18 protein-coding genes and 1 pseudogene are annotated in these 25,520 nt (G+C 45.6%); 3 read left to right on the forward strand and 16 right to left on the reverse strand.

The annotated features are described in order from the left end of the window. Positions 1-37: 37 nt before the first annotated feature. Together BSZ04_RS17840 and BSZ04_RS17845 are read right to left on the reverse strand one after the other, a co-directional pair. Entirely contained in the window at positions 38-1,666 is a 1,629-nt protein-coding gene (locus tag BSZ04_RS17840; RefSeq protein WP_088881027.1) for a methyl-accepting chemotaxis protein, read from the reverse strand. 335 nt (positions 1,667-2,001) lie between these two features. After that, positions 2,002-2,313, reverse strand: a complete 312-nt coding sequence (locus BSZ04_RS17845) for a DUF3861 domain-containing protein (RefSeq protein ID WP_010447370.1) — start codon at positions 2,311-2,313, stop codon at positions 2,002-2,004. A 245-nt stretch (positions 2,314-2,558) separates the two neighbouring features. On the opposite strand from BSZ04_RS17845, the gene BSZ04_RS17850 reads away from it, so the two are divergent. Then, positions 2,559-2,984 (forward strand): MarR family winged helix-turn-helix transcriptional regulator, encoded by a 426-nt coding sequence (locus BSZ04_RS17850; RefSeq protein WP_088881028.1) that lies wholly within the window; start codon positions 2,559-2,561, stop codon positions 2,982-2,984. Between the two features lie 69 nt (positions 2,985-3,053). Here BSZ04_RS17850 and BSZ04_RS17855 read toward each other — a convergent pair whose 3' ends face one another. From BSZ04_RS17855 to BSZ04_RS17865, 3 genes are all read right to left on the reverse strand, one after another. Further along, positions 3,054-4,694 carry a methyl-accepting chemotaxis protein gene (locus tag BSZ04_RS17855; RefSeq protein WP_088881029.1) on the reverse strand — a complete coding sequence of 547 codons (1,641 nt, stop codon included), beginning with the start codon at positions 4,692-4,694 and terminating at the stop codon, positions 3,054-3,056. Between the two features lie 393 nt (positions 4,695-5,087). Continuing rightward, entirely contained in the window at positions 5,088-6,110 is a 1,023-nt protein-coding gene (trpS, locus tag BSZ04_RS17860) for a tryptophan--tRNA ligase (protein ID WP_010447362.1), read from the reverse strand. A gap of 359 nt (positions 6,111-6,469) precedes the next feature. Then, a complete protein-coding gene (locus BSZ04_RS17865) occupies positions 6,470-6,874 on the reverse strand; it encodes an MAPEG family protein (RefSeq protein ID WP_010447359.1) in 405 nt (134 codons plus the stop codon). A 229-nt stretch (positions 6,875-7,103) separates the two neighbouring features. Here BSZ04_RS17865 and katG point away from each other — a divergent pair, with 229 nt between their 5' ends. Both katG and BSZ04_RS17875 read left to right on the forward strand, forming a co-directional pair. Further along, on the forward strand, positions 7,104-9,284 hold the full coding sequence (gene katG / locus BSZ04_RS17870) for a catalase/peroxidase HPI (RefSeq protein ID WP_088881030.1): 2,181 nt from the start codon (positions 7,104-7,106) through the stop codon (positions 9,282-9,284). 431 nt (positions 9,285-9,715) lie between these two features. After that, complete coding sequence (locus BSZ04_RS17875; RefSeq protein WP_088881031.1) at positions 9,716-10,672, forward strand: AEC family transporter; 957 nt, start codon at positions 9,716-9,718, stop codon at positions 10,670-10,672. A gap of 37 nt (positions 10,673-10,709) precedes the next feature. Here the strand turns inward: BSZ04_RS17875 and BSZ04_RS17880 are convergent, their stop codons facing one another. From BSZ04_RS17880 to BSZ04_RS17935, 11 genes and pseudogenes are all read right to left on the reverse strand, one after another. Beyond that, positions 10,710-11,162, reverse strand: a complete 453-nt coding sequence (locus BSZ04_RS17880) for a MarR family winged helix-turn-helix transcriptional regulator (protein WP_088881032.1) — start codon at positions 11,160-11,162, stop codon at positions 10,710-10,712. Positions 11,163-11,616: 454 nt separating this feature from the next. Further along, positions 11,617-14,778, reverse strand: a complete 3,162-nt coding sequence (locus BSZ04_RS17885; protein ID WP_088881033.1) for an efflux RND transporter permease subunit — start codon at positions 14,776-14,778, stop codon at positions 11,617-11,619. A gap of 2 nt (positions 14,779-14,780) precedes the next feature. Further along, positions 14,781-15,917: an efflux RND transporter periplasmic adaptor subunit gene (locus tag BSZ04_RS17890; RefSeq protein WP_088881034.1), complete on the reverse strand. Its 1,137-nt coding sequence runs from the start codon at positions 15,915-15,917 to the stop codon at positions 14,781-14,783. A 337-nt stretch (positions 15,918-16,254) separates the two neighbouring features. After that, a complete protein-coding gene (locus BSZ04_RS17895) occupies positions 16,255-17,892 on the reverse strand; it encodes a methyl-accepting chemotaxis protein (protein WP_088881035.1) in 1,638 nt (545 codons plus the stop codon). A 1,101-nt stretch (positions 17,893-18,993) separates the two neighbouring features. Continuing rightward, the gene (locus BSZ04_RS17905) at positions 18,994-19,329 is read right to left on the reverse strand and encodes a zinc ribbon domain-containing protein YjdM (RefSeq protein WP_088881037.1); all 336 of its coding nucleotides are present in this window, start codon (positions 19,327-19,329) and stop codon (positions 18,994-18,996) included. 51 nt (positions 19,330-19,380) lie between these two features. Next, positions 19,381-19,553: pseudogene (locus tag BSZ04_RS17910) on the reverse strand (carboxymuconolactone decarboxylase family protein); the annotation flags it as partial. A 69-nt stretch (positions 19,554-19,622) separates the two neighbouring features. Further along, positions 19,623-20,525 carry a LysR family transcriptional regulator gene (locus BSZ04_RS17915; RefSeq protein ID WP_088881038.1) on the reverse strand — a complete coding sequence of 301 codons (903 nt, stop codon included), beginning with the start codon at positions 20,523-20,525 and terminating at the stop codon, positions 19,623-19,625. A gap of 139 nt (positions 20,526-20,664) precedes the next feature. Further along, positions 20,665-21,420, reverse strand: coding sequence for a LutC/YkgG family protein (locus BSZ04_RS17920; protein ID WP_088881039.1), 756 nt, complete (start codon positions 21,418-21,420; stop codon positions 20,665-20,667). Between the two features lie 10 nt (positions 21,421-21,430). Further along, a complete protein-coding gene (locus BSZ04_RS17925) occupies positions 21,431-22,846 on the reverse strand; it encodes a LutB/LldF family L-lactate oxidation iron-sulfur protein (protein WP_088881040.1) in 1,416 nt (471 codons plus the stop codon). A gap of 10 nt (positions 22,847-22,856) precedes the next feature. Next, positions 22,857-23,576 (reverse strand): (Fe-S)-binding protein, encoded by a 720-nt coding sequence (locus BSZ04_RS17930; protein WP_088881041.1) that lies wholly within the window; start codon positions 23,574-23,576, stop codon positions 22,857-22,859. A gap of 131 nt (positions 23,577-23,707) precedes the next feature. Beyond that, positions 23,708-25,291 carry an L-lactate permease gene (locus BSZ04_RS17935; protein ID WP_088881042.1) on the reverse strand — a complete coding sequence of 528 codons (1,584 nt, stop codon included), beginning with the start codon at positions 25,289-25,291 and terminating at the stop codon, positions 23,708-23,710. Positions 25,292-25,520: the final 229 nt, after the last annotated feature.

A 25,520-nucleotide genomic window follows, 5' to 3' on the forward strand; every position in this document is an offset into this window, starting at 1 on the left:
CTAGCAATAATGCTAGGGCTTCTTATTCTACCTTCTCTTAGAGCTTGAAGGTTTCCATTCTTGATTTCAGATTATGGGCAAGACTACTAATCTGCTGACAAGCCACCGCCGTTTGCGATGCCCCTTCAGCCATTTCTGTTGATGCACTATTGATGTGCTCGACACTACGATTCAGTTCCTCAGAGACTGAGTTCTGCTCGCTACACGCCGTCGCGATTTGAGTACTCATTTGAGCAATGTTATCCACCGAGTGCTCAATTTCATTGATCTGATTGCCCGCCTCATTTACCTGCTCGACACACTGAGCGATGCCTGCTTGGCAATCTCGACTTGAGTGCCCCATCTTGCTGGTGTTTTCTTGCAGTTGATTCACGATTTCGATGATTTGTGAAGTTGAATCCTGAGTACGTTGAGCTAAGGAACGAACCTCATCTGCAACCACCGCAAATCCTCGCCCTTGTTCACCCGCACGCGCCGCTTCAATTGCTGCGTTAAGCGCTAGCAAGTTTGTCTGCTCCGCGATGCCACGAATCACATCTACAACTAGGTTGATGTTGTTCGAACTAGATTCAAGCTCCTGTGCTAAATCATCTGACTCTTGAATTGTCTGCGATACACGCTCGATAACAGCAATAGTTTGTTGAAGCGTTTCCGTACCCTGCTTCGCTACCTCGGTAGCTGAGTAAGCAGAAGTCGCACCTACTTCGGTATTTTGTGCCACTTCCCCTACAGCGGCTTGCATCTCTGTCATTGCAGAAGCGACGGAGCTCAATTCAAGCTGCTGATTCTGCATACCAGAAGCGGTTTGAGAAGAGATTGCGCTGACCTCTTCTACTGCAGCGGTCAATTGAATGGTCGAATCACTAATTTCAGATACTAATGAATGCAAATTGCTTTGCATCGTCACAAGCTCTTTTAGCAAAGTACCGAGCTCATCTTTAGTTAGATCTTCCTCATCAATCGTGTTGTTCAACTGACCCTGCGCGATCTTAGAAGCAAATGCCAATGCACGATCTACTGGACGACAAATCGCACGTGAAAGTAAAACTGAAGACAACGCGATGACCACGATAATAACGAGCGCACCAATACCAGCGCTGTATTGAGTGGAAAGCGCCTCTGCATGCACTTCTTCACCGATATGGTTCACAAGCTCATCATTTAGCGCGAGCGTATCATCTAAACTATTCAGTGCTTTTGAGTAAGTTGAGAAACTGAATAAGACGACTGTGTTCGCTTCATCCGACTTACCTTGGCTAAGTAAATCATTATAAGGTTTGGTCTCTTTTATGTACTGGTTCCAAGTTTCCTTAAATACGGCAAACGATTGCTTTTCTTCCGTATTTAAATTCAATGCTTCAAAAGCGGCAATCCCTGACTGCACATCTGCACGCCATTGATCAAGATCTTTCAGCCATTCACCAATCTTTGGGTGATCCCCATTTGGAAGCAACGAAAACTCATCTTTTCGCACTTTAGTGATGTCGACTTGAATCCCCTTCAGAATAGCAACCGACGGTAGGCTCTTCTCTGTAAGTACCGCAATATTCTTATTCAGAGTCGATAAGCTCAGCACCAACATAATAGATACCACTGCAAATACGACAAACACAGTCAAATAACTCAACCATATTTTCTTTACGACACTTAAGTCTTTAATACTCATAAACTTCCTCGCGACAGCGTTAATGAGACGTCTCAAAAATGAAACGACATCAAACGCAAAAAACAATACTTACTAACAATGTGACTACTTCACGCCTCTTTATAACCGGGGCGTTACACGCTCACTTTAACCACCCATTGATAAAGTTGTTATCACTATTTTCTGATTTTGATACGTAGCTCGACTTATATATACCGCTTCAATAATCAGCTATTTTTTTCAGTAATACTTCACGACGAATTTCCAAAATCTCATCAATCAATTGCGCTTTTATGGTGACACAAAAAAACCGAACCATTACAGTTCGGTTTTTCGATATAAAGCGGTGGTAATAACTAGTCAGCAATAGCTGATTTAACTGTACTCTTTAAATTCTGCATAAACACTTTGAACGCTGGCATGAAGTCAATGAACAGTGGGTGCTTTCTGTCTTTCATCATCACAGGGCCTAGCAAACGTATTGCTACACCAACTTTTGTCGCCTCAGCTTCATCAAGTCCACTTCCCTTTCTCAGGCTATCAACGACTTTAAGCATATCTTCCCTATCAGTATGCTCAAACTGTAAAGTGTTCTCTACTTGACCTTGACTGTTTACTTCTTCAACAGTAATTCGGTAGTGCTTATCTTTTCGGTTGTTAGACATCATTTTTTCACTCTCGGGTAATTGATTATGAGCAAAGGCTTTCGCTCTTTAAATGCGGTTCAACATAAGTTTGATGACGAGTACCACAACGATTACATCCATACCACCAACTCACTCCCTAGCTTCGACATCCTATTTTGAGAACTGATGGAGCTCTCCCGTATTGAATTAGCAGCCAACAAAGTTGATAATGTCAACTATATATTTTTAATTGACTTTGTCAACTATATTTAAGGAAAGGTATTCTTGTGTCCGAAAAAAACACTCTAGACGGCTTGTTTAGATTGGTTCATACGCTCAAGCGCAACCTGCATGAACAAATTGAACATTTAGATTTAGACATCACACCAATGCATGTGCGGGTGCTAAAAATCATTTCTCGTAAAGCTCAATGTACCGCCATCGACATTTCCAACTACTTGGATCGCGATAAAGCACAGGTCACGCGACTGATCAAAGTCTTGCTTGAACAACGTCTAATCGTTAAAGAAGCGAATCCAGAAGACAAACGTAGCCAATGGCTCCGAGTCACAGATGAAGGCAATGTAGTCATGGAAAAGATCGCACACGTTGATGAGTTGATACTCAAAAAAATGACACAAGATATGTCTTCGGAAGAGCTCGAAGCTTTTCAAAAAACAACGAGCAAAATAGTTAGAAACTTGAGTGAATAGATGAAAATCGCACGCTATTTAATTTAGCGTGCGTTTTTTGATGATAAATAGAACACTAGGTCAATACACCTAGACTTTAAAAAACGCGACTTCTTCTTTTAGTCTGTTCGAAAGCGCATTCAGATTTTGGCTTGCAACGTCGTTATTTTTCATCGAATCAATCGAGTCTTTAGACATACTGGAAATTTGATCCATCGCCACTACAAGCTCGCTCACTACTTGAACTTGTGCTTCTGTCGCACCCACAATGTCACGAACTCGTTCCAGTGAATCCTGCGCTTGTTTCTCAATACTCACCAATAAATGCGTCGCTTCTTCAGTGTTCCTTTGACAACTTTCCACTTGTGGTTGAGTGCTTTCCATCGCATTTACGCTGGCAACCGTTTGTGCTTGAACCTCTTTCAACATGCTTTCAATTTGAGTCGTTGCTTCACCAGTACGTTTAGCTAGATTTCTCACCTCATCTGCAACAACAGCAAAACCACGTCCAGACTCACCTGCTCGCGCCGCTTCAATTGCAGCATTGAGCGCCAATAAGTTGGTCTGCTCAGAGATGTCACTGATCATATTCACAATGCCACCAATATCGCGCGTTTTTGCCTCTAGCGCTTTCACTTGCCCGACAGTGCCATTCACCGCAGCGGTAACTGACAACATTTGCTCTGCAACAGCAGCAATACGCTCACGGCCATCACGAGCATTCTCTGATGTGTTAGCAGAGTTTTGCTCCGATAAATGAACGATCTTGGCAATCTCATCAATGCGAGCATGCATCGTTTCCAATCTAATCGCCATTTGGTCCGTCAGTGAGGCTTGCTGTTGAGCCGTATCAAATACCGAGCGAGAACCGTGAGACACCTCTTCGACTTGTTCTGCCAATTGTTCTGATGCTCCGCGAATATTGCTGACGATCGAGCTTAGTTTTTCTGACATCAAAGACAACGAATGCAAAATACTGCCCGGCGCACTATCGCTATGATCTTGTGTTAACTCACCTTCAGCCATCTTCTGAATCGCACTTTGAGCGACAAACGGTTCACCACCCAGTGAACGTCGGAAACTGCGTTCGATAACAAAGCCAACTAAGATTGAAATCAGTAAAGCAATTCCACTCAAAGCAAGCATCAAGCTTTGAAATCCACTTGCCTGTTCACGAGCAATCGGTGTGAGTTGTTGATTCAATTCCTCTTGATAATCGATGAACTCATTGATCGCCTTCAACCACATTGCAAAGCTAGGGCGAACTTGGTCTAACAGTATTGTGGTGACTGGTTCGCCGTTTTCTTTCTTGCTAATGACCTCTTGCACCAAAGGCAATGTCTGCGCCTGAATATCATCAATACTGCGCAAGATTTTTAGCTCCTTTTCCGTAAAAGGAACACCATCAGCCTTCATCTTCTGCATAAGCAGCTCCGACTGACGGTAGAATTCTTCAAGCCTTTTGATCTCATTTTCAAAAACACGCATTTCTTGTGCATCACGGGCCATAACCACATCGCGAATGGCAATCGCGCGATCATGAACGCTGCCGCGATAGTTAATCGCATATCGTTGTTTTACTGAGTTAATGTCTGTCACCTCAGACAAGGTCATATCGATAAAGTTAACCTTTTGAATTCCAACTATTGTAAGCACTGCCATTAGCGCTACTAACGTACCAAAACCTAGCGCCAAACGAGTTCTCACTTTCAACTGAGCAAGGTATTGCATTTCATACTCCTGATAGCAAACGAGAAAGTTGAGGGCTACTTGATCAGTAGCCTCTATTTTTATTTTTCCACGAAAGAAACCAGACCTTCCAAGCCTTGCAAAAATTACAAATAAGATGTGATTTTGGCTAAGTCAGTTCCAATTCGGTAACCTAATCACAAAAGAAACTCGATTTAACGATGGATGAAGATAATTGGGGCGAGATTTCAGGGTTGCGAAAGGTTTCAATGGCAGGATTGTTGCAGAGGGGAAATAAACTAGTCCAATCGCTTACATCAATTAAATCAATAGGTTTTGCCGAATATAATAGGGCCCATTAGATAAAGAGCCCCTATTGAGTGTCCGCACTGCTGTACGTTGAATACGCACGCGATGTAGCTGTATCCGCGAATCTCAGAACAGGTTCAAACCAAACACACCTTTTACATCAAACAGTACTTGTTCGGTTTTCTCACGTGAACGTTGGCTGCCTTGTTTGAGGATATCGACAAGCTGCGCTTTATCATCTAGGAACATGGCGCGTTTTTCTCGGATTGGTCGTAGCATTTCTTGTAAGCATTCTTCCAATACTTTCTTGGTAGTGCCGTCACCTAGCCCGCCACGACGATAATGTGCTTTTAGCTCTTCAACATAATCTTTATCGGTATGAAAAGCATCTAGGTAAGTGAACACAATGTTGCCTTCCACTTGGCCCGGGTCTTCGATACGCAAGTGGTTTGGGTCTGTGTACATAGACTTCACAGCCGCTGAAATCTCTTTCTCTGTAGCCCCTAGATTAATCGCGTTACCCATGCTTTTCGACATCTTGTTTTTACCATCGGTACTAGGCAAACGCGGCGCGTCGCTGAGCAGCGGACGGCACTCCTTCAGAATCTCTTTTCCACCGAGATGGTTTATTTTTCTTACGATTTCGTTAGTTTGCTCAAGCATTGGCAATTGATCATCGCCGACAGGAACTAAGGTAGCGTGAAAGCCTGTTATATCTGCCGCTTGAGAGATTGGGTAAGTCAGAAACCCTGTCGGAATCGAACGTTCAAAGCCTTTATTTTGGATCTCGTTTTTTACCGTCGGGTTACGCTCTAACCGCGCAATTGAAACCAGATTGCTGTAGTACATGGTGAGTTCAGCAAGCGCTGGCACCTGAGACTGCAAACAGATGGTCGTTTGAGTCGGGTCGATGCCTACCGCAAGATAATCCGCCACCACGTTCAGAATATTAGAAGAGACCTTAGAAGGGTTGTGCGCGTTATCGGTTAACCCCTGCATGTCGGCAACTAAAATGGTTTGATCGTGCTGACTTTGTAGCGCAACACGCTGCTGTAATGAACCAACGTAATGGCCTAAATGCAAAGGGCCTGTAGCTCGATCGCCAGTAAGAATGATTTCACGTTGTTGAGTATTTAGTGTGGTGTTCATGACTTATCTCCGACTAAAAATAGATCGCTACTGGAGATAAAAAAGACAAGACACTCTTAGCTACCGTCCAGCAGCGTAAGAATGTAAGGATTCCGCGCCGCTCTAATTAGAGCGCCACCAGAAGAAGTTTGATGAAGGGGTAAATGTCGTTTTCATATTTTTTAAACTAACAAGGAGCAGAGCTAAAAACAACCCTACACCTTGCATAACTTGATTTTCCAGTTTTGATAGGTTCAACCAACACTGAATCAAATTTGGATATACATTGCGATGACCAGTGCAGCGCCAAACACGCTACCTGATACAAACGCAAACAATACCGCTCGGTTCTGTTTACTTTTCATCCGTGAATACCTTAGTTAGAACCAATTAATGGCTCCTAAAATAAAAATCGCGCCTAATCCAATTAGGCTAATTACAAATGCAATACTTCTTAGTATTTTTAAGTTGATGTAGTAAAACAGCATATGCAACACACGACCAGTCAAGTATACCCAAACTGCGATATTGAGCAGATCAGCAGATGCACTAGATAGTAATGCGAACATCACAAACAAGATGTAGATGCCAACACTCTCATTACTGTTATGTAGTGACCGTGACGCCCTAAATAGAAAACTTTCATGATCTGCTTCTATGGGATGTCCCGGGGTATGTCTTTGGGCTAAACCCAATACGTCCAGAACAAGAAGCTGAACCAGAAAAACGAAACCAGTTAATCCGATTGCAACTATCGTCGGTGAGTAAGCAATATCAAGCTCCATCTACATTCTCCATAAATCTACGCTAAGTTTTGCTCTGTAGGCTCAAGGCAAGCGGACCGAAGTTAAATGCTGAATCGCTATATCTGCGATCCATTTCAGAAAAACTGACGCTTATGGCTCCCTCCATCTCGAGATTTTTCGCTTTTGGTCACCGTAGTAAAACATCAAAGCAAAATACCCAACCAATAACTAAACTTTTGGGACACTAAGCCTTGTTAGGGAGCAAGAGATGAGCGACAAAAACCATCACTCCAAATGTCCTGTTATGCACGGAGCGAACACTAACCAACAAGCCAGCGAGTTCAATTGGTGGCCGAAAAGCCTCAACCTCGACATTCTTCATCAGCACGATCATAAGACCGATCCAATGGGCGCGGACTTTAACTATGCCGACGCGTTTAACTCTCTCGATTTCGAGGAAGTGAAAAAAGACCTGAAAGATCTGATGACCGACAGCCAAGATTGGTGGCCAGCAGACTGGGGTAATTACGGTGGCTTAATGATTCGTATGGCGTGGCACTCTGCAGGTACATATCGAATTGCAGATGGTCGTGGTGGCGCAAGTCGAGGGAACCAGCGTTTTGCGCCACTCAACAGTTGGCCTGATAACGGCAACCTCGACAAAGCACGACGTCTACTGTGGCCAATCAAAAGAAAATACGGCAACAAGCTCTCTTGGGCAGACTTAATGATCCTTGCTGGCAACATGGCTTATGAATCGATGGGCTTTAAAACGTTCGGTTTTGCAGGCGGTCGTGAAGACATTTGGCACCCAGAAAGAGACATCTACTGGGGTGCAGAGAAAGAGTGGCTACAACCGAGCGGCGGCGAAAATAACCGTTACTCTGGCGAACGCGATCTTGAGAACCCACTCGCCGCGGTGATGATGGGCTTGATTTACGTGAACCCAGAAGGCGTCGATGGCAAACCAGACCCACTCAAAACCGCACACGACATGCGAGTCACCTTTGCGCGAATGGCAATGAACGATGAAGAAACTGTTGCGCTAACAGCTGGCGGCCATACCGTGGGTAAAGCTCATGGTAATGGCGATGCTTCGGTACTTGGGCCAGAGCCTGAAGGCGCAGAAATTGAAGACCAAGGTTTTGGCTGGCTCAATAAGACCTCTCGTGGCATAGGGCGTGATACTGTCACCAGTGGCGTTGAAGGTGCATGGACTACTAACCCAACGAAGTGGGATAACGGATACTTCCACTTACTGTTCACCTACGATTGGGAAATCACCAAGAGCCCTGCAGGTGCCGCCCAATGGGAACCAGTAGACATCAAAGAAGAAGACATGCCTGTGGATGTGGAAGACGCTAGCATCCGTCACAATCCGATGATGACCGATGCGGATATGGCGCTCAAATATGACCCTGAATATCGCAAGATTGCGGAGCGCTTTCGTGACAACCCAAAAGAGTTCGAAGATTGCTTTGCTCGCGCTTGGTTCAAGCTAACGCACCGCGATTTAGGCCCTAAGTCTCGTTACCTTGGCCCCGATGTGCCAGCGGAAGATTTGATTTGGCAAGATCCGGTCCCACCAGTCTCTTACTATCTGTCTGAAGACAATATCGATGCGCTCAAAATGGCGATTCTCAATAGCGAATTGAGCATTGCCGAGTTGGTTTCCACGGCATGGGATAGCGCACGTACTTACCGTGGCTCTGACCGTCGCGGCGGGGCAAATGGCGCTCGTATTCGCCTTGCTCCACAAAAAGACTGGGTAGGTAACGAACCTGAAAGATTGCAGAAAGTACTCAATGTGCTGGATTCGATTCGCACTACGCACCACTCACCTATCAGCATGGCCGATATGATTGTACTCGGTGGTAGCGTAGGTATTGAGAAGGCCGCCTCCAATGCTGGAATGGATATCTCAGTACCATTTAGCCAAGGCCGTGGAGATGCTACCGATGCAATAACCGACGCCGATTCGTTCGATGTACTCGAGCCAATCCATGATGGATTCCGTAACTGGCTAAAATCCGATTACGTGGTCACCGCGGAGGAACTTTTGCTTGAAAGAAGTCAATTGATGCAGCTAACTGCGGTTGAGATGACAGTGCTTATCGGCGGTATGCGCGTACTGGGCACCAACTATGGCGGCACGAGCCAAGGCGTACTCACCGATAACGTCGGCGCGCTAACTAACGACTTCTTCGTCAACCTCACTGATATGAGTTACACCTGGCATCCAGTCGGTGATAACGAATACGAAATCCGCGAGCGCGCTTCTGGCCAAACAAGATGGACAGCGTCACGTGTGGATTTGGTGTTTGGTTCGAACTCGGTGCTCCGCTCTTATGCCGAGGTTTACGCTCAAGACGACAACAAAGAGAAGTTCGTACAAGATTTTGTTGCCGCGTGGGTGAAAGTGATGAACAACGACCGCTTCGATCTTTAATCGCAAACTCTAATCCAGAGCCCTCTTTTTGAGGGCTTTAACATTCTCCACACCATTCTTCCTCACTCTTTATGAGAGCCAATCAGCGCACTTTCATCAATAGTGCAAAAGTACATTTAACAAAAACAAAGCTCTATTTCTTTCGTCGATCTCGATGCTCAAAAGGCGACGATGTGACAATGCCCAAAACAAATTAGATTTGCCTGCTATCTACCTATTCCCAGTTATGGCTTAATGTACTTATATCGAAAAACTTCAAGGTGCCGGATTTAGAGCGTTGCCATTAACTAGAACTCAAGAAAAGCAATGCAACGTAATAGCCAGCGAGTTCCAAATTGTTGGGGGCAACAAAAGGTAAATGACTCGCGCCCAAAGGACGAGGTTACTTGAAGATATAAAACAAAACTCTTTTCATTGCTGCGGATACACTCATGGATGCTGTTTTACATCAGTTGCAATTCTCGTTGTCGATCACTGGCCCCATCTGCTTAATGTTGGTGCTAGGCGTTATCTTCAAACGCATTGGGCTTATCAACGACAACTTTATCGAAGTCGGGTCTAAACTGGTGTTTCAGGTCACGCTGCCCGCGATGTTGTTCTTGAGTATCGTCGTCTCCGAGCATGATTTCTCCGCAGCCAGTGGCTTTGTCAATTACGGCATTGTTGCCAGCATTTCGTTTTTCATCTTCACCTATATTTCCGTCAAACTGATCTTCAAATCTTCGCTAGATCAAGGTGTTTTGATTCAAGGTGGCTTTCGCGCCAATACGGGCATCATTGGTATTGCGTATGTGGCGAATGCTTACGGTTCTCAAGGAGTGGCTCTGGCTGCGCTTTATGTCGCGGTAACGACCTTTATCTATAACGTACAAGCGGTGATTTGTTTGTCTCCCAAAGGAGCTACGTCTGGCTCTCAAGCCGCCAAACTGATGATGAGGACCTTAACCCGCAATCCGCTGATCATCTCGATTGTTTCTGGCATGGTGTTCTACCTGCTGTCGATTCCTGTTCCGGATGTGGCGATTGATGCCGGTAACTATCTATCAAAGATGACACTTCCCCTCGCCCTTCTGTGTACCGGAGGCTCTCTCGATTTAAGTTTGATGAAGAAAGAGAAAGGGCCGTCTTGGTTCGCCAGTAGCTACAAGTTACTGGTTGCTCCTATCGTGATTACCACAGGGGCCTATTGGGTCGGTTTTAGAGGTATCGAGCTTGGTATTCTGTTCTTTATGAACGCTTCTCCCGTTGCGGCAGCAAGCTACGTTATGGCGCGCTCGATGGGAGGTAATTCTGTCTTGGCGGCGAACATCATCGCTCTAACCACTGTGCTTTCAACAATGACTTGTACCGTAGGGATTGTGATTTTAAATGCGTATGGCTTGATTTAACAACAAAGCCTCACGAACACAAAAGCTCGGTAGATGCTTAGGAATGGTTGGCTAAGGTCATTTTACGCACCAAACGGAAGAATTCATCGGATTCCTCCTCCGTCAGACAAGAGAAGAAATCTTGCTTGAGGTTAGTCATGATGCGGTGCACTTTGCGTACCGCTTCTACCCCTTCTTTGGTGAGCGTCAGAATCTTCAGTCTTTGATTGGTCTCGCACTTAGATACTTGAACAAAGCCGCGCTTCTCTAAGTTATCCACCATGCGTTTTGCGACGCTTCGCTCCGTTAGAACCGCATCCGCTAACTCTTGCTGGCTCATTGGCTGAAACTCTTCTAACGCTGCTAAGGCACTCGCCATTTCCAACGTCATTAAGTCCTGACGCGATAGCTCTGCTTGGGCACGATTGCGGAAGGTTCGGTTCATCACGCTGCACACAAACATCGGGCTTTGATCCAACACGGATATCGGAGAAATCTTCTGATCTTTCATACTTGCCTATTCTACTTTCGGCTTTGTTTTCATTTGGATAGTACTGCGTTTACGAGAGATTCCCGACTGCACTCCTTCGTCGCTTTCGGGAATGACGAGAAACATAACCGAGAGAACAACACCCCGTCATTCCGACGAGCCTAGGCGAGATCAGGAATCTAACTGCCACACGCTCCCACTCAATGTTTCACGTAAAGCCACAGCACTCGGTGAGCAGATTCTGAATCATGCTCGCTCCTCGCTGTTCAGAATGACGAGAAACATAACCGAGAGAGCAATACCCCGTCATTCCGACGAGCCTAGGCGAGTTCAGGAATCTAATTGCCACACGCTCTTGGCTCAATATTTCACTTCAAACGCAAACTATCCAATTGAATCCAAAAATAAAGGACGCCGAAGCGCCCTTTTCTTGTACTTATTAGCAATAGTATAACTTAGTCTTTAGTGCTAAGTCCTACTCTTGGCTTACCGTTGGTTGTGAAGTAGATTCCACTTGCTCTTTTTGTGCTTCTTTTCTTGCGCGGCGGTCGAACAAACGCTCAACCACAACGAAGAACACAGGCACGAAGAAGATACCAAGCAAGGTCGCACTTACCATACCGCCAAGTACACCCGTACCTACCGCGTTCTGACCCGCAGAACCTACACCCGCACTGATTGCCAGTGGCACTACACCAAGACCAAACGCAAGTGAGGTCATGATAATCGGACGAAGACGAACACGTACCGCATGCAGCGTTGCTTCAATCAAGCCCGCGCCTTTTTCATAGTATTCTTTCGCAAATTCCACAATAAGGATCGCGTTCTTCGTTGCCAGACCAACAGTGGTCAACAAGCTAACTTGGAAGAATACGTCGTTATCCATACCACGAGTCATGACCGCAAGTACCGCACCTAGCACGCCGAGAGGCACTACAAGCACAACCGCGAATGGTACTGACCAGCTCTCATAAAGTGCTGCTAGTACAAGGAAGACAACCAAAATCGATAGCGCGTAAAGCATTGGCGCTTGGTTACCAGACAGACGTTCCTCGTAAGAAATACCGTTCCAGTTCACCGTAAAGCCAGGAGGCAGTTTTTCTACCATGGCTTCGATTTCTGCCATTGCTTCACCGGTACTTACGCCCGGAGCCGCGCCACCTTGGATGTTCATCGCTGGTAGACCGTTAAAACGTTGCAATAGCGGAGAACCGTAAGTCCACTCACCCGTTGCGAATGCCGAAAATGGCACCATTTCACCTTGTGAGTTACGCACGTACCATGAGTCGAAGTCTTTCGGCTGCATACGGTATTCAGAATCACTCTGCACCAGCACTTTCTTCACGCGTCCGCGGTCGATGTAGTCGTTGATGTACGCGCCACCCCATGCTGAGGATAGGATTTGGTTTACATCATTGATGCTCACATCCAGCGCACGCAGTTTCACGTGGTCGATGTTTACTTGGTACATCGGCGCATCAGCTTGGCCGTTTGGACGCACGCCCACTAGTTTCGGGTTCTGTGCTGCCATACCTAGGATTTGGTATTGAGCCGCTACAAGCGCCTCATGACCGTTACCGGTTGAGTCTTGTAGGTAGAAATCGAAACCAGTCGCGTTACCCAACTCTTGAATCGCTGGTGGCGCAAATGCAAACACCATTGCTTCTTTAATCGTTGAGAAATAACCCATCGCACGACCTGTTAGCGAAGCCGCATCCGAACCCGGGGCTTCACGTTCTGACCAATCTTTCAGACCGATAAACGCCATACCCATGTTCTGACCTTGACCCGCGAAGCTGAAGCCCGCTACAGAGAAGACAGATTTAACGTTGTCCTTTTCTTCTTCTAAGAAGTAATCACGAACTTTTTCTAGCGTCTTTTCCGTCTGCTCTTGAGTCGAGTTCGGTGGCAAGATTGCCATTGAGAATACGGTACCTTGGTCTTCATCCGGTAGGAACGACGTCGGTAGGTTCATGAACAACCAACCTGCACCCGCACTCATCGCCACGAACACCAATAGCATGCGACCCGTGCGTTTTAGCATTTTCGCTACGCCCGCTTCGTAACCCGCCGTTGCTGCATCAAACTTGCGGTTGAACCAGCCGAAGAAGCCTTTCTTATCCGAAAATTCCGCATCGCCTTTTTTCAGTAAGCTCGCACAAAGTGCCGGAGTAAGAATGATCGCCACCAATACCGATAGCGTCATCGCCGCTACGATGGTGATAGAGAACTGACGGTAGATAACGCCAGTTGAGCCCGACATAAACGCCATCGGTACGAATACCGCAGATAGCGTCAAACCAACACCCACTAGCGCGCCAGTGATCTGCCCCATCGACTTCTTGGTCGCTTCTTTTGGATCGAGACCATCTTCGTGCATCACACGTTCCACGTTCTCAACCACAACGATCGCATCATCCACTAGCAAGCCGATAGCCAGAACCATCGCAAACATGGTTAAGGTGTTAACACTAAAGCCTGTCGCGTAAAGGATCGCGAACGTACCCAGCAATACCACCGGAACCGCAATCGTTGGAATGATCGTTGCACGGAAGTTCTGCAAGAACAGGTACATGATCAAAAATACCAACACGATCGCTTCAAGCAGTGTCTTGATTACTTCTTTGATCGACGCGTCAACGAATGGCGTTGTTTCGAACGGGTAAGCGATCTTCAAGCCATCTGGGAAAGTCGCACTTAGCTGACCAAGGCGTTCTTTTACAGCTTCTGCCGTTTCTAGCGCGTTCGCACCAGTACCGAGAGAGATACCAAGACCTGCCGCCGGGAAGCCGTTGTACTGACCTTTGATGTCGTAGCTTTCCGCGCCGCGCTCAACACGCGCCACGTCTTTCAGGTAAACATTCGAGCCGTTCGCTTCTGATTTCAAAATGATGTTTCTAAATTCAGCCACGCTGGTTAAACGGCTTGCCGAAGAAATCGTCGCGTTAAGCAACTGACCTTTCTGCGCAGGGGCTGCACCCAACTGACCAGAAGAAACCTGCGCGTTCTGCTCACGAATAGCGTTCGCAACGTCGATTGCAGTAAGGTTGAACTGAGTCAATTTGAATGGGTCTAGCCAAACACGCATTGCGTATTGAGAACCAAACGCTTGCACTTGACCTACACCCGTAACACGGCTGATCGGATCTTGAATATTGGTAACAACAAAGTCACCGATGTCATTTTCCGTAAAGTCCGGGTCTTCTGAATAAACCGCCACAACCATCAAGAATGAGGTGTTAGATTTGTTTACAACGATACCTTGGCTTTGTACTTCCATCGGAAGTGATGTCATCGCCAATTGCAGTTTGTTCTGTACCTGAACTTGCGCGATATCTGGATCCGCTTCGCTATCAAACGTCAGCGTGATGGTTGCGTTACCAAACGCATCACTGCTTGAGTTTAGGTAGCGCAGGTAGTCCAGACCGGTCATGTTTTGCTCGATAACCTGAGTCACAGAGTCTTCTACGGTTTTCGCAGAAGCGCCAGGGTAACGAGCACTGATAGAGATCGTGGTCGGTGAAATCGTTGGGTATTGAGAAACTGGCAAGTTGAACAAGGACATCACGCCCGCCAACATGGTCAGAATCGCAAGTACCCAAGCAAATACCGGACGATCGATAAAGAATCGTGCCATGATTATGCCTGCTCACCTGATTGAATGGTCACTGGGCTACCAGGTCGAACCATTTGAAGCCCCGTCGTAATAACTTTGTCACCCGCTTTTAAGCCTTCAGTGATACGCCACTGGTTATCGATAGATTCCGCTGTCGTTACCGGAGTAATCGTCACTTTGTTGTCCGACCCCACTGTCATAACCGATGCTTTGCCCGTTGCGTCACGCGTTACCGTGTTTTGCGGGATAAGAATCGCCACAGGATCCACACCAACAGTGACCGTTGCACGCACGAACATACCCGGTAGCAACAAACCTTCTGGATTCGCGAATTCTGCACGTAGCGTTACGCTGCCAGTACTTTCGTCTACGTTTACCTCAGTAAACTTCATCGTGCCTTTGTGCGCGTAAGTCGAACCGTCTTCAAGCGTTAGTGTCACCTGAGCGGACTCGTCTTTTTGCAAGTGGCCTTGTGACATCGCTGCTTTCAAACGAAGTAGCTGAGCAGAAGATTGCACGATATCAACATTGATTGGGTCTAGTTGTTGGATGGTCGTCAGCGTCGCCGATTGGTTTGCCGTTACCAGCGCACCCGCCGTCACGTTTGACTTGCTGATCACACCACTGATTGGCGCTTTCACTTGTGCGTAAGACAGATTGATCTTCGCTGTGTTGATCTTCGCTTTTGCTACCAACACTTGCGCTTTCGCTTCTTTGTAAGCCGCTTCTGCCTCGTCAAGATCTTGCTGACTGATAGACTTCTTAGTGATCAACGCGCGGTAACGACGAACGGTTGAGTACGTCGATTCTTCAGATGCTTGCGCGCGAATAAGCTCCGCTTCAGCACTTAGCAGATCAGCTTGGAATGTAGAGTCATCGATCTGGTAAAGCGACTGACCTTTTTCGACCACACCGCCCTCAACGAAATTGCGCTCTGAAATAATGCCTGTTACCTGCGGACGAACTTCTGCTTCTTTAAACGCTCGGCTACGACCTGGTAATTCTACCGTTAATGCCTGATAAGTCGGTGCTACCGTCATCACGGTGACTTCAGGAGTTGGCGCTGGACCACCTTGTGCTTGTCCCTCTTGGCTTTGCTCACATCCCGCCAATAAAAGGCTCGACGCAATCAAAAGCGATAGCGTGGTTCTACGTGTCATGAAAATTCTCTCTTCCTAACTAAAAAATCTGGCTTTATTTGAAGCCAGCAAATATTAGTCGGGATGATAATTACTCAATGTTGTACATACAACAAAATTTACCGCTCTTTACGATAGACAAAAATGTTTGTTTGAAAGCTGTTATTGAACTCTCAATTTAGGTGGTTTTTTATTGGAAAAACAAATTTTCTGTGAGCAATCAAAGTGAGTTTATTCTCAATAAAAACAAGAAAAAAGAGTGGACAAAATAAGAGAATTCGTAACAAAGAAATGGGGATGACCAAAAATAAAGCCCGCACAAGGCGGGCTCAAAAATTAGAATACTGACAGCAGTAAATTAAACTCGGAACTGACTCACTTGTTTATCTAGTTGTAGCGTTTGTTCAGATAGCATAGACAGTGATTGCTGCGCTTGATTCACAACATCTACAATCGAAGTACTGCTGTCTGCTATACCTTGCACGTTTCTATTTACATCATCGCTCACGGTACTTTGTTGGCTAGCTGCAGTCGCAATGTGGGTATTCATCTCGTTCATTCGTGCAATCGCGTTTAGGATTTCAGCTAATGAATCACTTGCATGTCCTGCAGAACTAATGGTTTCTTCGCTGCTTAGTTGACTGCCTTGCATTACTTCTACTGCCTGCTTGGCGCCAGACTGAAGCTTTTCAATCATAGATTGAATTTCTCCAGTACTTTGTTGAGTGCGGCTAGCCAGTGATCGAACCTCATCCGCTACTACCGCAAAACCACGACCTTGCTCACCTGCACGAGCTGCCTCAATCGCCGCATTCAATGCTAGTAAGTTCGTCTGCTCTGCAATACCGCGAATCACATCCAATACTGAAGCAATGTTGCTTACGTCGTTATCCAGTGTATTGATAACCTCACTTGCACTTTCAATATCTGTTGCAAGTAAGCGAATCGATTGAACGGTCTTATCCAAAGTAATATTGGTGTTGGTGAGTTCTTCATTAGCAGTTTGGCTAGCCATCGCTGCTTCTGTCGCACTATCACTTACATTGCGGCTTGTAACCTGCATCTCATGGACAGCAGCCGCTACGGCTTCACTGTCTTTTTGCTGATGAGAGGTAGAATTAGCAATGGTCGCAGTTAGCTCGTTCAGGTGCGACATTTCGTTACGTAGCGTGTTCGTACTCTCGATAACTTGAGACACCGTTGTTTGGATCTTGGAAACGAACTCATTGAAAGCACCAGCCAACTGCCCAATCTCATCTTTCGCATTCATATTAATGCGCTGACTCAAATCACCATTACCAGATGCAATTTCTGTCATTGCGTCTTTAATATCGTTGATTGGTTTCATTACAGTACGAAGCAACACAATGACCATTCCCAGAGCTGCAAGAATAACGATTGCAATGCCAGCACCCAAAATTAATTCCGCGCGAGTCGATGCCGCACGAATCTGAGCATTAAGTGACTTCTGCTCAGCTTCTATCGCATCTTTCACTACGTTAAGCTGTTTACGAACCGCAACGAACTGCTTGTCGAATTGGCCTTTGTGCTCCATGTAAAAACTCGACCATTGAGATTGTGGTGAGTTAATCATCTCTTCATAGCTATTGAGCCATTTTTCGCCCAAACTCACTAGCTGATGGGTTTCGTTAGCTTGATTTGCTGGTAACAAACCCGCTTGGGTTAACTCCAGCGACTTTTTCATGCGCGGAAGGGCTTTATACGCGTTGTCTTTATATTCGAACAGGTGGTGGTCAATCTCAGCTTGAGTTTCTGCGAGAGCTAAACCTTGAATTGCCGAAGTCGCTTGATAAAGATCGCGGTAGGCATCCTCAATAGTAAATAAGTTTGGAATGATTTGTTCATTGAGCGTATCGGTAAGTTCTGCCTGCTTCCACATCGTCAGAACATTTAAAACAGAGCTGATAGTTAATAATGCAATCATTAAAGTAAGAGGAAGCACTATCTTCTGCTTAATAGACATGTTGTTGAACATAAAAAGATGCCCTTTGTTATTGTTTAAATTGCATCCGATTATATCAGAGGTATAACACAAGTAATTCCAGATACCGTGCAACATATTATAATTATTTTTATCTTTACGATGAATAATTCAAATTCAACAAATAATTGAATTTAATATGTTAATTTTTAGGAAGTAAGGTCACAGATTGTATGTTTGCGTACACACTGCAATCTGTTGAGGTGAGTGCAAGGCCATCATTATATCTATTTGGAAATGCCCCCAAACTGTTAAGCCAAAAGCAGACGCTGGTAGAACAATATGAACGGCAGAGAAAAACACTCCCAACGCACCTCGTCGAATAACGGTTGGCTTATATACTTTGACACCTCTCGGTGGGAACTGTCCCTCGATAAAACCACGAATCCCCAAAGGCAGCATCAAAACAACAGTTAATACGAACATTAGAAATGGGTACCCAAAGAATATTAGGTTCCATACAAACTCTACCCCTGACATTCCCATTATCTCGTAACATTCTGGATCTGAGGCAATACCCTCTAGGTAGGGTTTAGCTATGAATTTATATAATCCAAACACTCCGGCGCCGAGAACACCGACGCTCATAACCCTTACCAGTTTTTCTTTACTTGTATACTCAAGTGACTTCAAGATGCAGGGTTCAGAGCGTTGTCACTGATTCAAGTTCAAGGAAAACAACGAAGCGGAATAGCTAGCTCTTTCCAAGTTGTTTGACGAAGAAATTGCTTCAGTGACACGCTCCCGAAGGGCGAGTTGCCTTGGTTCGCATGCTTCGTTAACAATTTTCGATTTAAAACCACTAGATCTTCAAATTGTTGCCTCGCCTTCAAACCAAGTCATTCTCGCTGAACCAAGCATTTCGAGGTTACTTGAGTATATACTCCGGCGCATACTCTTTCGTATCCATTTTTACTCATGCATCTTTATGTAGGTAAGAGAAATAGAATAGATATGAAAATATCTGATACAAATCAGCTGAGTGATTTTCCGACGGAGAATTAAAAAGAATGAAACTAAAAAGAAAAACCTCGGTATATAAGCCGAGGTTTTAATAGAAAACGTTTAGGGTCTGTTGACCTAGTATTACCTAAATTACGCTTTTTTCACAAACTGCGCAGTTACCATCATTTCACCAGCGCCATCGACTTTACAATCTAGTTGATGATCTTTGCCGTCTTTAATACGACGAATCACTGCTTTGGTGCCGATCTTCAGCACCAGCGAACTGCCTTTTACTTTTAAGTCTTTCGCTAACGTGACCTTATCACCTTCCTGCAGCAAAGTGCCGTTGGCATCTTTCACGTTTACGGCGTCTTCTTCTGCTGCCTGAGTCGGGTTCCATTCGTGAGCGCACTCTGGGCAAACAAGGTAGTCTTGGTCTGGATAAACGTATTCTGAGTTACAGTTTGGGCAAGGGGGTAAAGACATAAATAATCACGAGCTAATGAATTTAGCACTATGGTAATGGGTATTGCTTGTCTAATCGAGTAAATTTGTACGCTCAATCTTTTCTTCAAGAACTTCTTTAAAAGCGAACATGCCATTTAATACTGCAGGAAATCCGGCATAAACAAACATTTGTACGCTACCTCTTTTAATTCATCCTCATTGCAGGCCACATTAAGAGCTGCATGAAGATGAACCTTTAATCTCAGTGGTAGGTGCGAAGCTGGATGTGGTCTATCTAAATAGACAATATCAGCCAAAACGAATTCGACTGTTTAAAAACACTCTTGAATCGACAAATAGCTTTCTCTGATGTGCTCAATCAATGCTTGGATTCGTTTCGCCGGATTGCGAGTGTATGGATAAACCGCGTAAATCCCGACCACTTTACTCGTGTGCTCTGAAAGCACCTCTACCAGTTTTCCTTGTTGAAGATCTTGATAGACCAAACATGTCGGTAAGTAAGCGAGACCATTGCCAGCTATCGCACTTTTACGCAGTGCAGCGGCATTGTCAGAAGAGAAATTTCCCGACACTTTCAAAGTATAATTGTCACTGTTGCATTTGAACTGCCAGTTAAAGGTACCACCTGTTTCATGGGTGTAACCCAAGCAATTATGCCTTTGAAGGGCTTTTGGCGTTTTCGGTTCACCGTGTTTTTCAAGGTACTGCGGAGAGGCGCAAATCATCCAGCGAGAGTTAAATATGAAACGCGCGATGAGACTTGAATCCTCTAAATAGCCAGTGCGGATCACTAAATCATAGTTATCTTCAATCAAGTCAACGAAGTGGTTATCCATCGACATATCAACGGTTAGGCCAGGATTATTATTGCAAAAATCGGAAATGGACTCAGCCAGTAGCAACTCGCCAGAAATAGTTGGCACCGACATTCGAATATGACCCGCCAACGATTCGTTGTAACCCGTTATCGACTTAAACGCGGCATTGGCTGTGGAGTAGATATCTTTAGAGCGATGATAAAGCACCTCTCCTGCCTCTGTTAACGTCAGTTTACGAGTGGTGCGATAAAGCAGTTGCGTACCAAGGTCACTTTCAAGCTTGCTCACTCTTTTGCTGATCATCGATTTAGTGGAGTGGTTATGCTCCGCAGCTTTACTGAAAGAGCCGTGTTCAACGACTTGCGTAAACAGAATAAGATCATCAACTTGCGGCATAGGAGATCCTCTAAAGAGCAAGAGTATGAAAGGATTATAACGGTTCACCTGATAAGAGACGAGCCATTAATAGAAGAAAGGCACACCCACATGAGATGTGCCTTGATGCCCTGTTCCCATAGAGCAAATTGAATTCTAATTACATATCGTCAACGATGATGTAAGTCGCCGACACAGGGCCATGCACCCCCACCACTTTGATCAGCTCAATATCAGCAGTAGAGCTTGGCCCTGAGATAAAGTTAACGCATGAAGGAATGCGTTCACCCTTTTGAGCTTTGTTGTGCAGTGCCATCGTCGCCTGAGTTAAGCGAGGTAACAACGTACTTTTGGCAATTACAAAGACAGAACTTTCAGGCAATAGGCTGATTGAGCGCCCTTGTTTTGGATCGCTATAAAGCACCACAGTTCCTGACTCAGCGAGTGCTTGTTCCGCCATTACGACACCAATCTTAGCGCGCTCCGCAATAGTGATATTCGCTTCATAACCTAAGGCGTTATCCCAAATGTGTACGTGGTGCTGTTCGTTCGCGAGCTCCGATAGCGCGACAAGTTCCAATAAAGCAGGAGACGCTGAAAAAATCGTATCGACTCTCTTTGTATCTTGTTCGGCGGCGCAAGCACGCTGACAGACTTCACCCAACACTGCTTGAAGCTGGCTCTTTGTCGTCTCAATCACTTCAGCCCCTAACGAGGTGTGCGCATACTCTTGCAATACTTGCTTTAATTGATCGGTACTCAACCCTTTCATCACCTCTTGGTGGCAAGAGTGACGAAGCAAAGGCCTTGTAACCTGTGTTAACGGCGCGCTTCTACCAAGTTTATTGGCGATATTAAGCAGAAACTGATCGCGATTATGAACCGCTGCCTGGCTGTTATCTTTTAACGTAGACATCATGAGATCCTTATTTCTGTTTTCGATTGGCAAACCAGCTACGGAATGACTGGCCATCTGGAGTTGGAAGATCTCTTGATTCATTCCACTGCTTAATTGCGCCGACACTGAGTGGCATTTTTCCATCTCGGATCAAACCGCTAGCGACTGTTGCACCCACTTTGATGCTCATATCCCATAGAAGCGGTTTAGCGTTAATTAGGTTGAAACCAGAAACGATAGCCCGTTCACTAAAAGGCGTGATCTTGTCACTGGCCATTTTTTCACGATGCTTCATAAGTAGATCAGAAAGCGGGATCTTAACTGGGCAAACGTCATGACAAGATTTACATAGGCTGCATGCGTATGGCAGATCTTTGAAATCGTCGTACCCGCCAAGAAGTGGGGAAAGGACCGCACCAATTGGGCCCGAATAGATAGAGCCGTACGATTGGCCACCAATGTGACGGTAAGCCGGGCACGTATTCACACAAGCCGCGCAGCGAACACAGCGCAAGATGTCTTTAAACTCAGAGCCCAAAATATCTGATCGGCCATTGTCGACAACCACTAGATGGAACTCTTCAGGGCCGTCACAATGCTCTGCTTCACGTGGGCCAGTTAAGGCAGTGACGTACCCGGTTAATGGTAAACCGACCGCACTGCGACAAAGCAAACTGATCACAATATCCAGTTCTTCAAAAGTTGGAACAATACGCTCCATCCCCATCACGGCAATATGCGTTTTTGGCAAACTCGTCGCCAAACGGGCATTACCTTCATTGGTGACTAGAGTAACCGTGCCCGACTCCGCGACAGCAAAGTTACAACCGGTAATGCCAATATCCGCCTCTAAAAAATCATGGCGAATATAATCACGTACAAAGCGCGTCATCTCTTCTGGATCTTCCGAGCCTTGGTAGTTGAGCTTGTCTTTAAAAATCGCTTTAATTTGCGTACGATTTTTGTGTAGAGCCGGCACAACGATATGCGAAGGCGCATCGCAGTCATCCACTTGCAAAATGTATTCACCCAAATCGGTTTCAACCACTTCGCAGCCATTACGCTCAATCACTTTGTTTAGACCAATCTCTTCCGTCACCATAGATTTGGATTTGACGACTTTTTTGGCCTCTTTCTGCTGAATGATGGTTTCGATGTAATCTGTTGCCTCTTCTGCAGTCGAAGCAAAAAACACACTGCCTCCGTTTTTAACCACGTTTTCACTCAGTTGGTGCAGGTAGTAATCTAGGTTCTCTAATACATGGTTACGAATGTCCATGCCCATATCACGCCACTCTTCCCAGTGGCCGAGCTTATTCGCCGCAAGTTGGCGATTGTTGAACATGCGCTCCTGAGCGTTCGCCACCGAGTGACGCATAAACTCATCTTGCATTTTGACTTTGATGCGCTGCTTGAAGTTCACATCGCTGGTTTTCATCGACATACTCTTCTCCTTAACGACTCAACAGCACATCAACGATATGCATCACTTTCACAGGCTTGCCTTCACGGCTAATACGACCACCAATGTTGATCAGACAGCTAATATCAGCGCCAATTAAATAGTCCGGGCTGACATCACTGATATGGCGGACTTTTTCCTTCACCATTTCGCCGGAAATTTCTGACATTTTGACTGAGAAAGTCCCACCAAAACCGCAGCACGTTTCTTGGTTTTTGATTGGCAGCATCTCCAACCCTTCAACATTTTCTAGAAGCTTGAGCGGCTCTTCACGCACACCCAATTTACGAATCAAGCTGCAGGATGGGTGGTAAACCGCACGGCCGTTAAGACGAGCGCCAACATCCACTTTATCTAACTTGTTAACGATGAACTGAGTCAGCTCGAATAAGCGATCCGCAACCTTTTGCGCTCTTTCAGCCCACTCAGATTCAGAGGCTAAGTATTCTGGGTATTTTTTGATAGAAGCTGCGCAAGAACCTGCAGGCGTCACGATCGGGAAGTCATTGCCTTCAAAGCTCTCAATCAACTTTTTCATGGCTGGTTTGCTTTGCTCAATATAGCCGCTGTTTAATGACGGCTGACCGCAACAACCTTGCTGAGTTGGGAATAATACCTCGCAGCCCAACTGCTCTAGAAGTAGCACCGTCTTTTTGGCGACTTCCGATTTCACAGAGTCACATAAACAAGTGACAAAAAAGTTAACCTTCATTTTTATGCTCCAGTGTTCACTGACTTTGATTACTCGGCATACGCCCTAAATCCAGTGATTTTTTATAGTTTGCCCACCTGCATGACTCTGTTCCCAAAGCCCTTACTACAGCGCAGGTAGGCATAATTGGTTTAAATAACGCAGCTCACTAAGGCGACAATCACGCCATACAGAACCATAGGGATCACCGTTCGCTTGATGATGTAACCCTCTTTATTGGCGATTCCCAAAATGGTTGAAACGGCGATGATGTTATTAATACAGACCATGTTACCCATCGAACCGCCGACAGATTGCAGCGCTAAAATAAGGTTTTGTGGCAAGCCGACTGTCTGCGCAATGGTTTGTTGAATGCCACCAAAGGTGAGATTAGAAACGGTCGCCGAGCCAGAGAAGAACGCGCCCAACGCGCCAAGGTATGAAGCAAAGAACTGCCAACTGGTGCCCAACAGATCAGACAGCGCTCGGCCAGTTGTCATGATTGGAGAGTTTGCATCTCCCATCATCATAAACTTCACCATGATCAGAGCACCCACAAGTGCAATGAAAGGTGTTTTGATTCGCTGCCCCGTTTCAGTAAACACTTTGCCTAGCTGCTGTCTACTCATTTTGAAGACGAGCGCACTGACGAGCACCACCAATAAGAAAGGGATTAATGCAGGCACATACAAGGTTTTGTATGCCCATGACGTATCAGTTCCCAGTATCTGGCTCAGCTTTAAGATTAAGGCATTCGAGACACTAAACTCCGCAAAGTGACCAAGTTGAACGGTGAATAGCTGAGTCGAATCGGTTAAGAGCTGCTTTATCCCTAGCTGCTGGATACGAGTAATAATGAGAATCGCGATAAGCAGTAATGTTGGACTCATTGCCTTGATAATTTCGGCCCTTGGAATCTGCGCTTGTTGCTCATTTTCCTCTGGCTGTTTTGGCTCCATCCCGATATTTAACCGCGCCAATACAATAGAAATGGTGAGACCAATCGCCCCGCCAATCAGTGCTGGAAACTCATAGTTCCACTGCGCGAAAGCAAGGTATGGCAAAGTGCAGGAAAAAATGCTGAGCTGAATAAAGATGATATTACGTAGGATGGACTTCCAGCTTACGACAAAGCTCAGCGCAATTACCGGAATAAAAACAGCAGCGACCGTATGCAGCAATGCAGAAGTGCGACCAATTTCGAGTAGATCGTGTTCACTTAGCCCAAGACCACTAAAGCCGAACCAAGTTGGCGTACCCACCGCACCAAAAGAGACAGGCACAGAGTTCATAATAAGCGCCAACATAGCCACACGAAGCGCCGGAAAACCAAGTCCAACCAAGATTGGCGCTGCAATTGCCGCCGGTGTACCAAACCCTGATGCACCTTCAATCATAAAGGCAAACGCCCAACCAATGATCATAAGCTGCGCAATTTGATTGCGGCTGACGCCTTCTAGCCAACGCTTGATGACCGCTTCCGCACCGGATAAAGAGATGGTTCTATTTAAAAGTATGGCTCCGGCGATAATCGAAATTGGTGTGATGGCAGATAGTGCACCTGCAATAGCACTGGCCAAAAGTGGCGTGATGTGCGCGTTAAAGTAAAACAGTTGAATGACACCGACTAAAAGTGCAGTTAGCGGCAACGCAATATTTGAAGGGATGGCCTTTTTCTTGGTCATCATCCATATGAGTAAAATAATAGGGGCAATAGATATCAATAAGTTGGCCATTGAGCCTCCATGTTTTCGTTATTGGAATCGTTATTTTTATTTTGATTTTTGTCGCTTAGGGTAAAGCTTATAATTGTTGTGGTTATTTTAGAGAGAGGATTCGAGTTGGCTATTGATATTTAAATAAGCCAATTTTTGTGTAGAGGGAAATCTGTGACATGCTACTAGTTAACTTAAATTAAATTTATCCATATTCATTTAATATCAATAACTTAAAAATAAACCGATA

The organism is Vibrio rotiferianus (genome assembly GCF_002214395.1).
In the GTDB taxonomy this organism is placed as follows: Bacteria; Pseudomonadota; Gammaproteobacteria; order Enterobacterales; family Vibrionaceae; genus Vibrio; species Vibrio rotiferianus.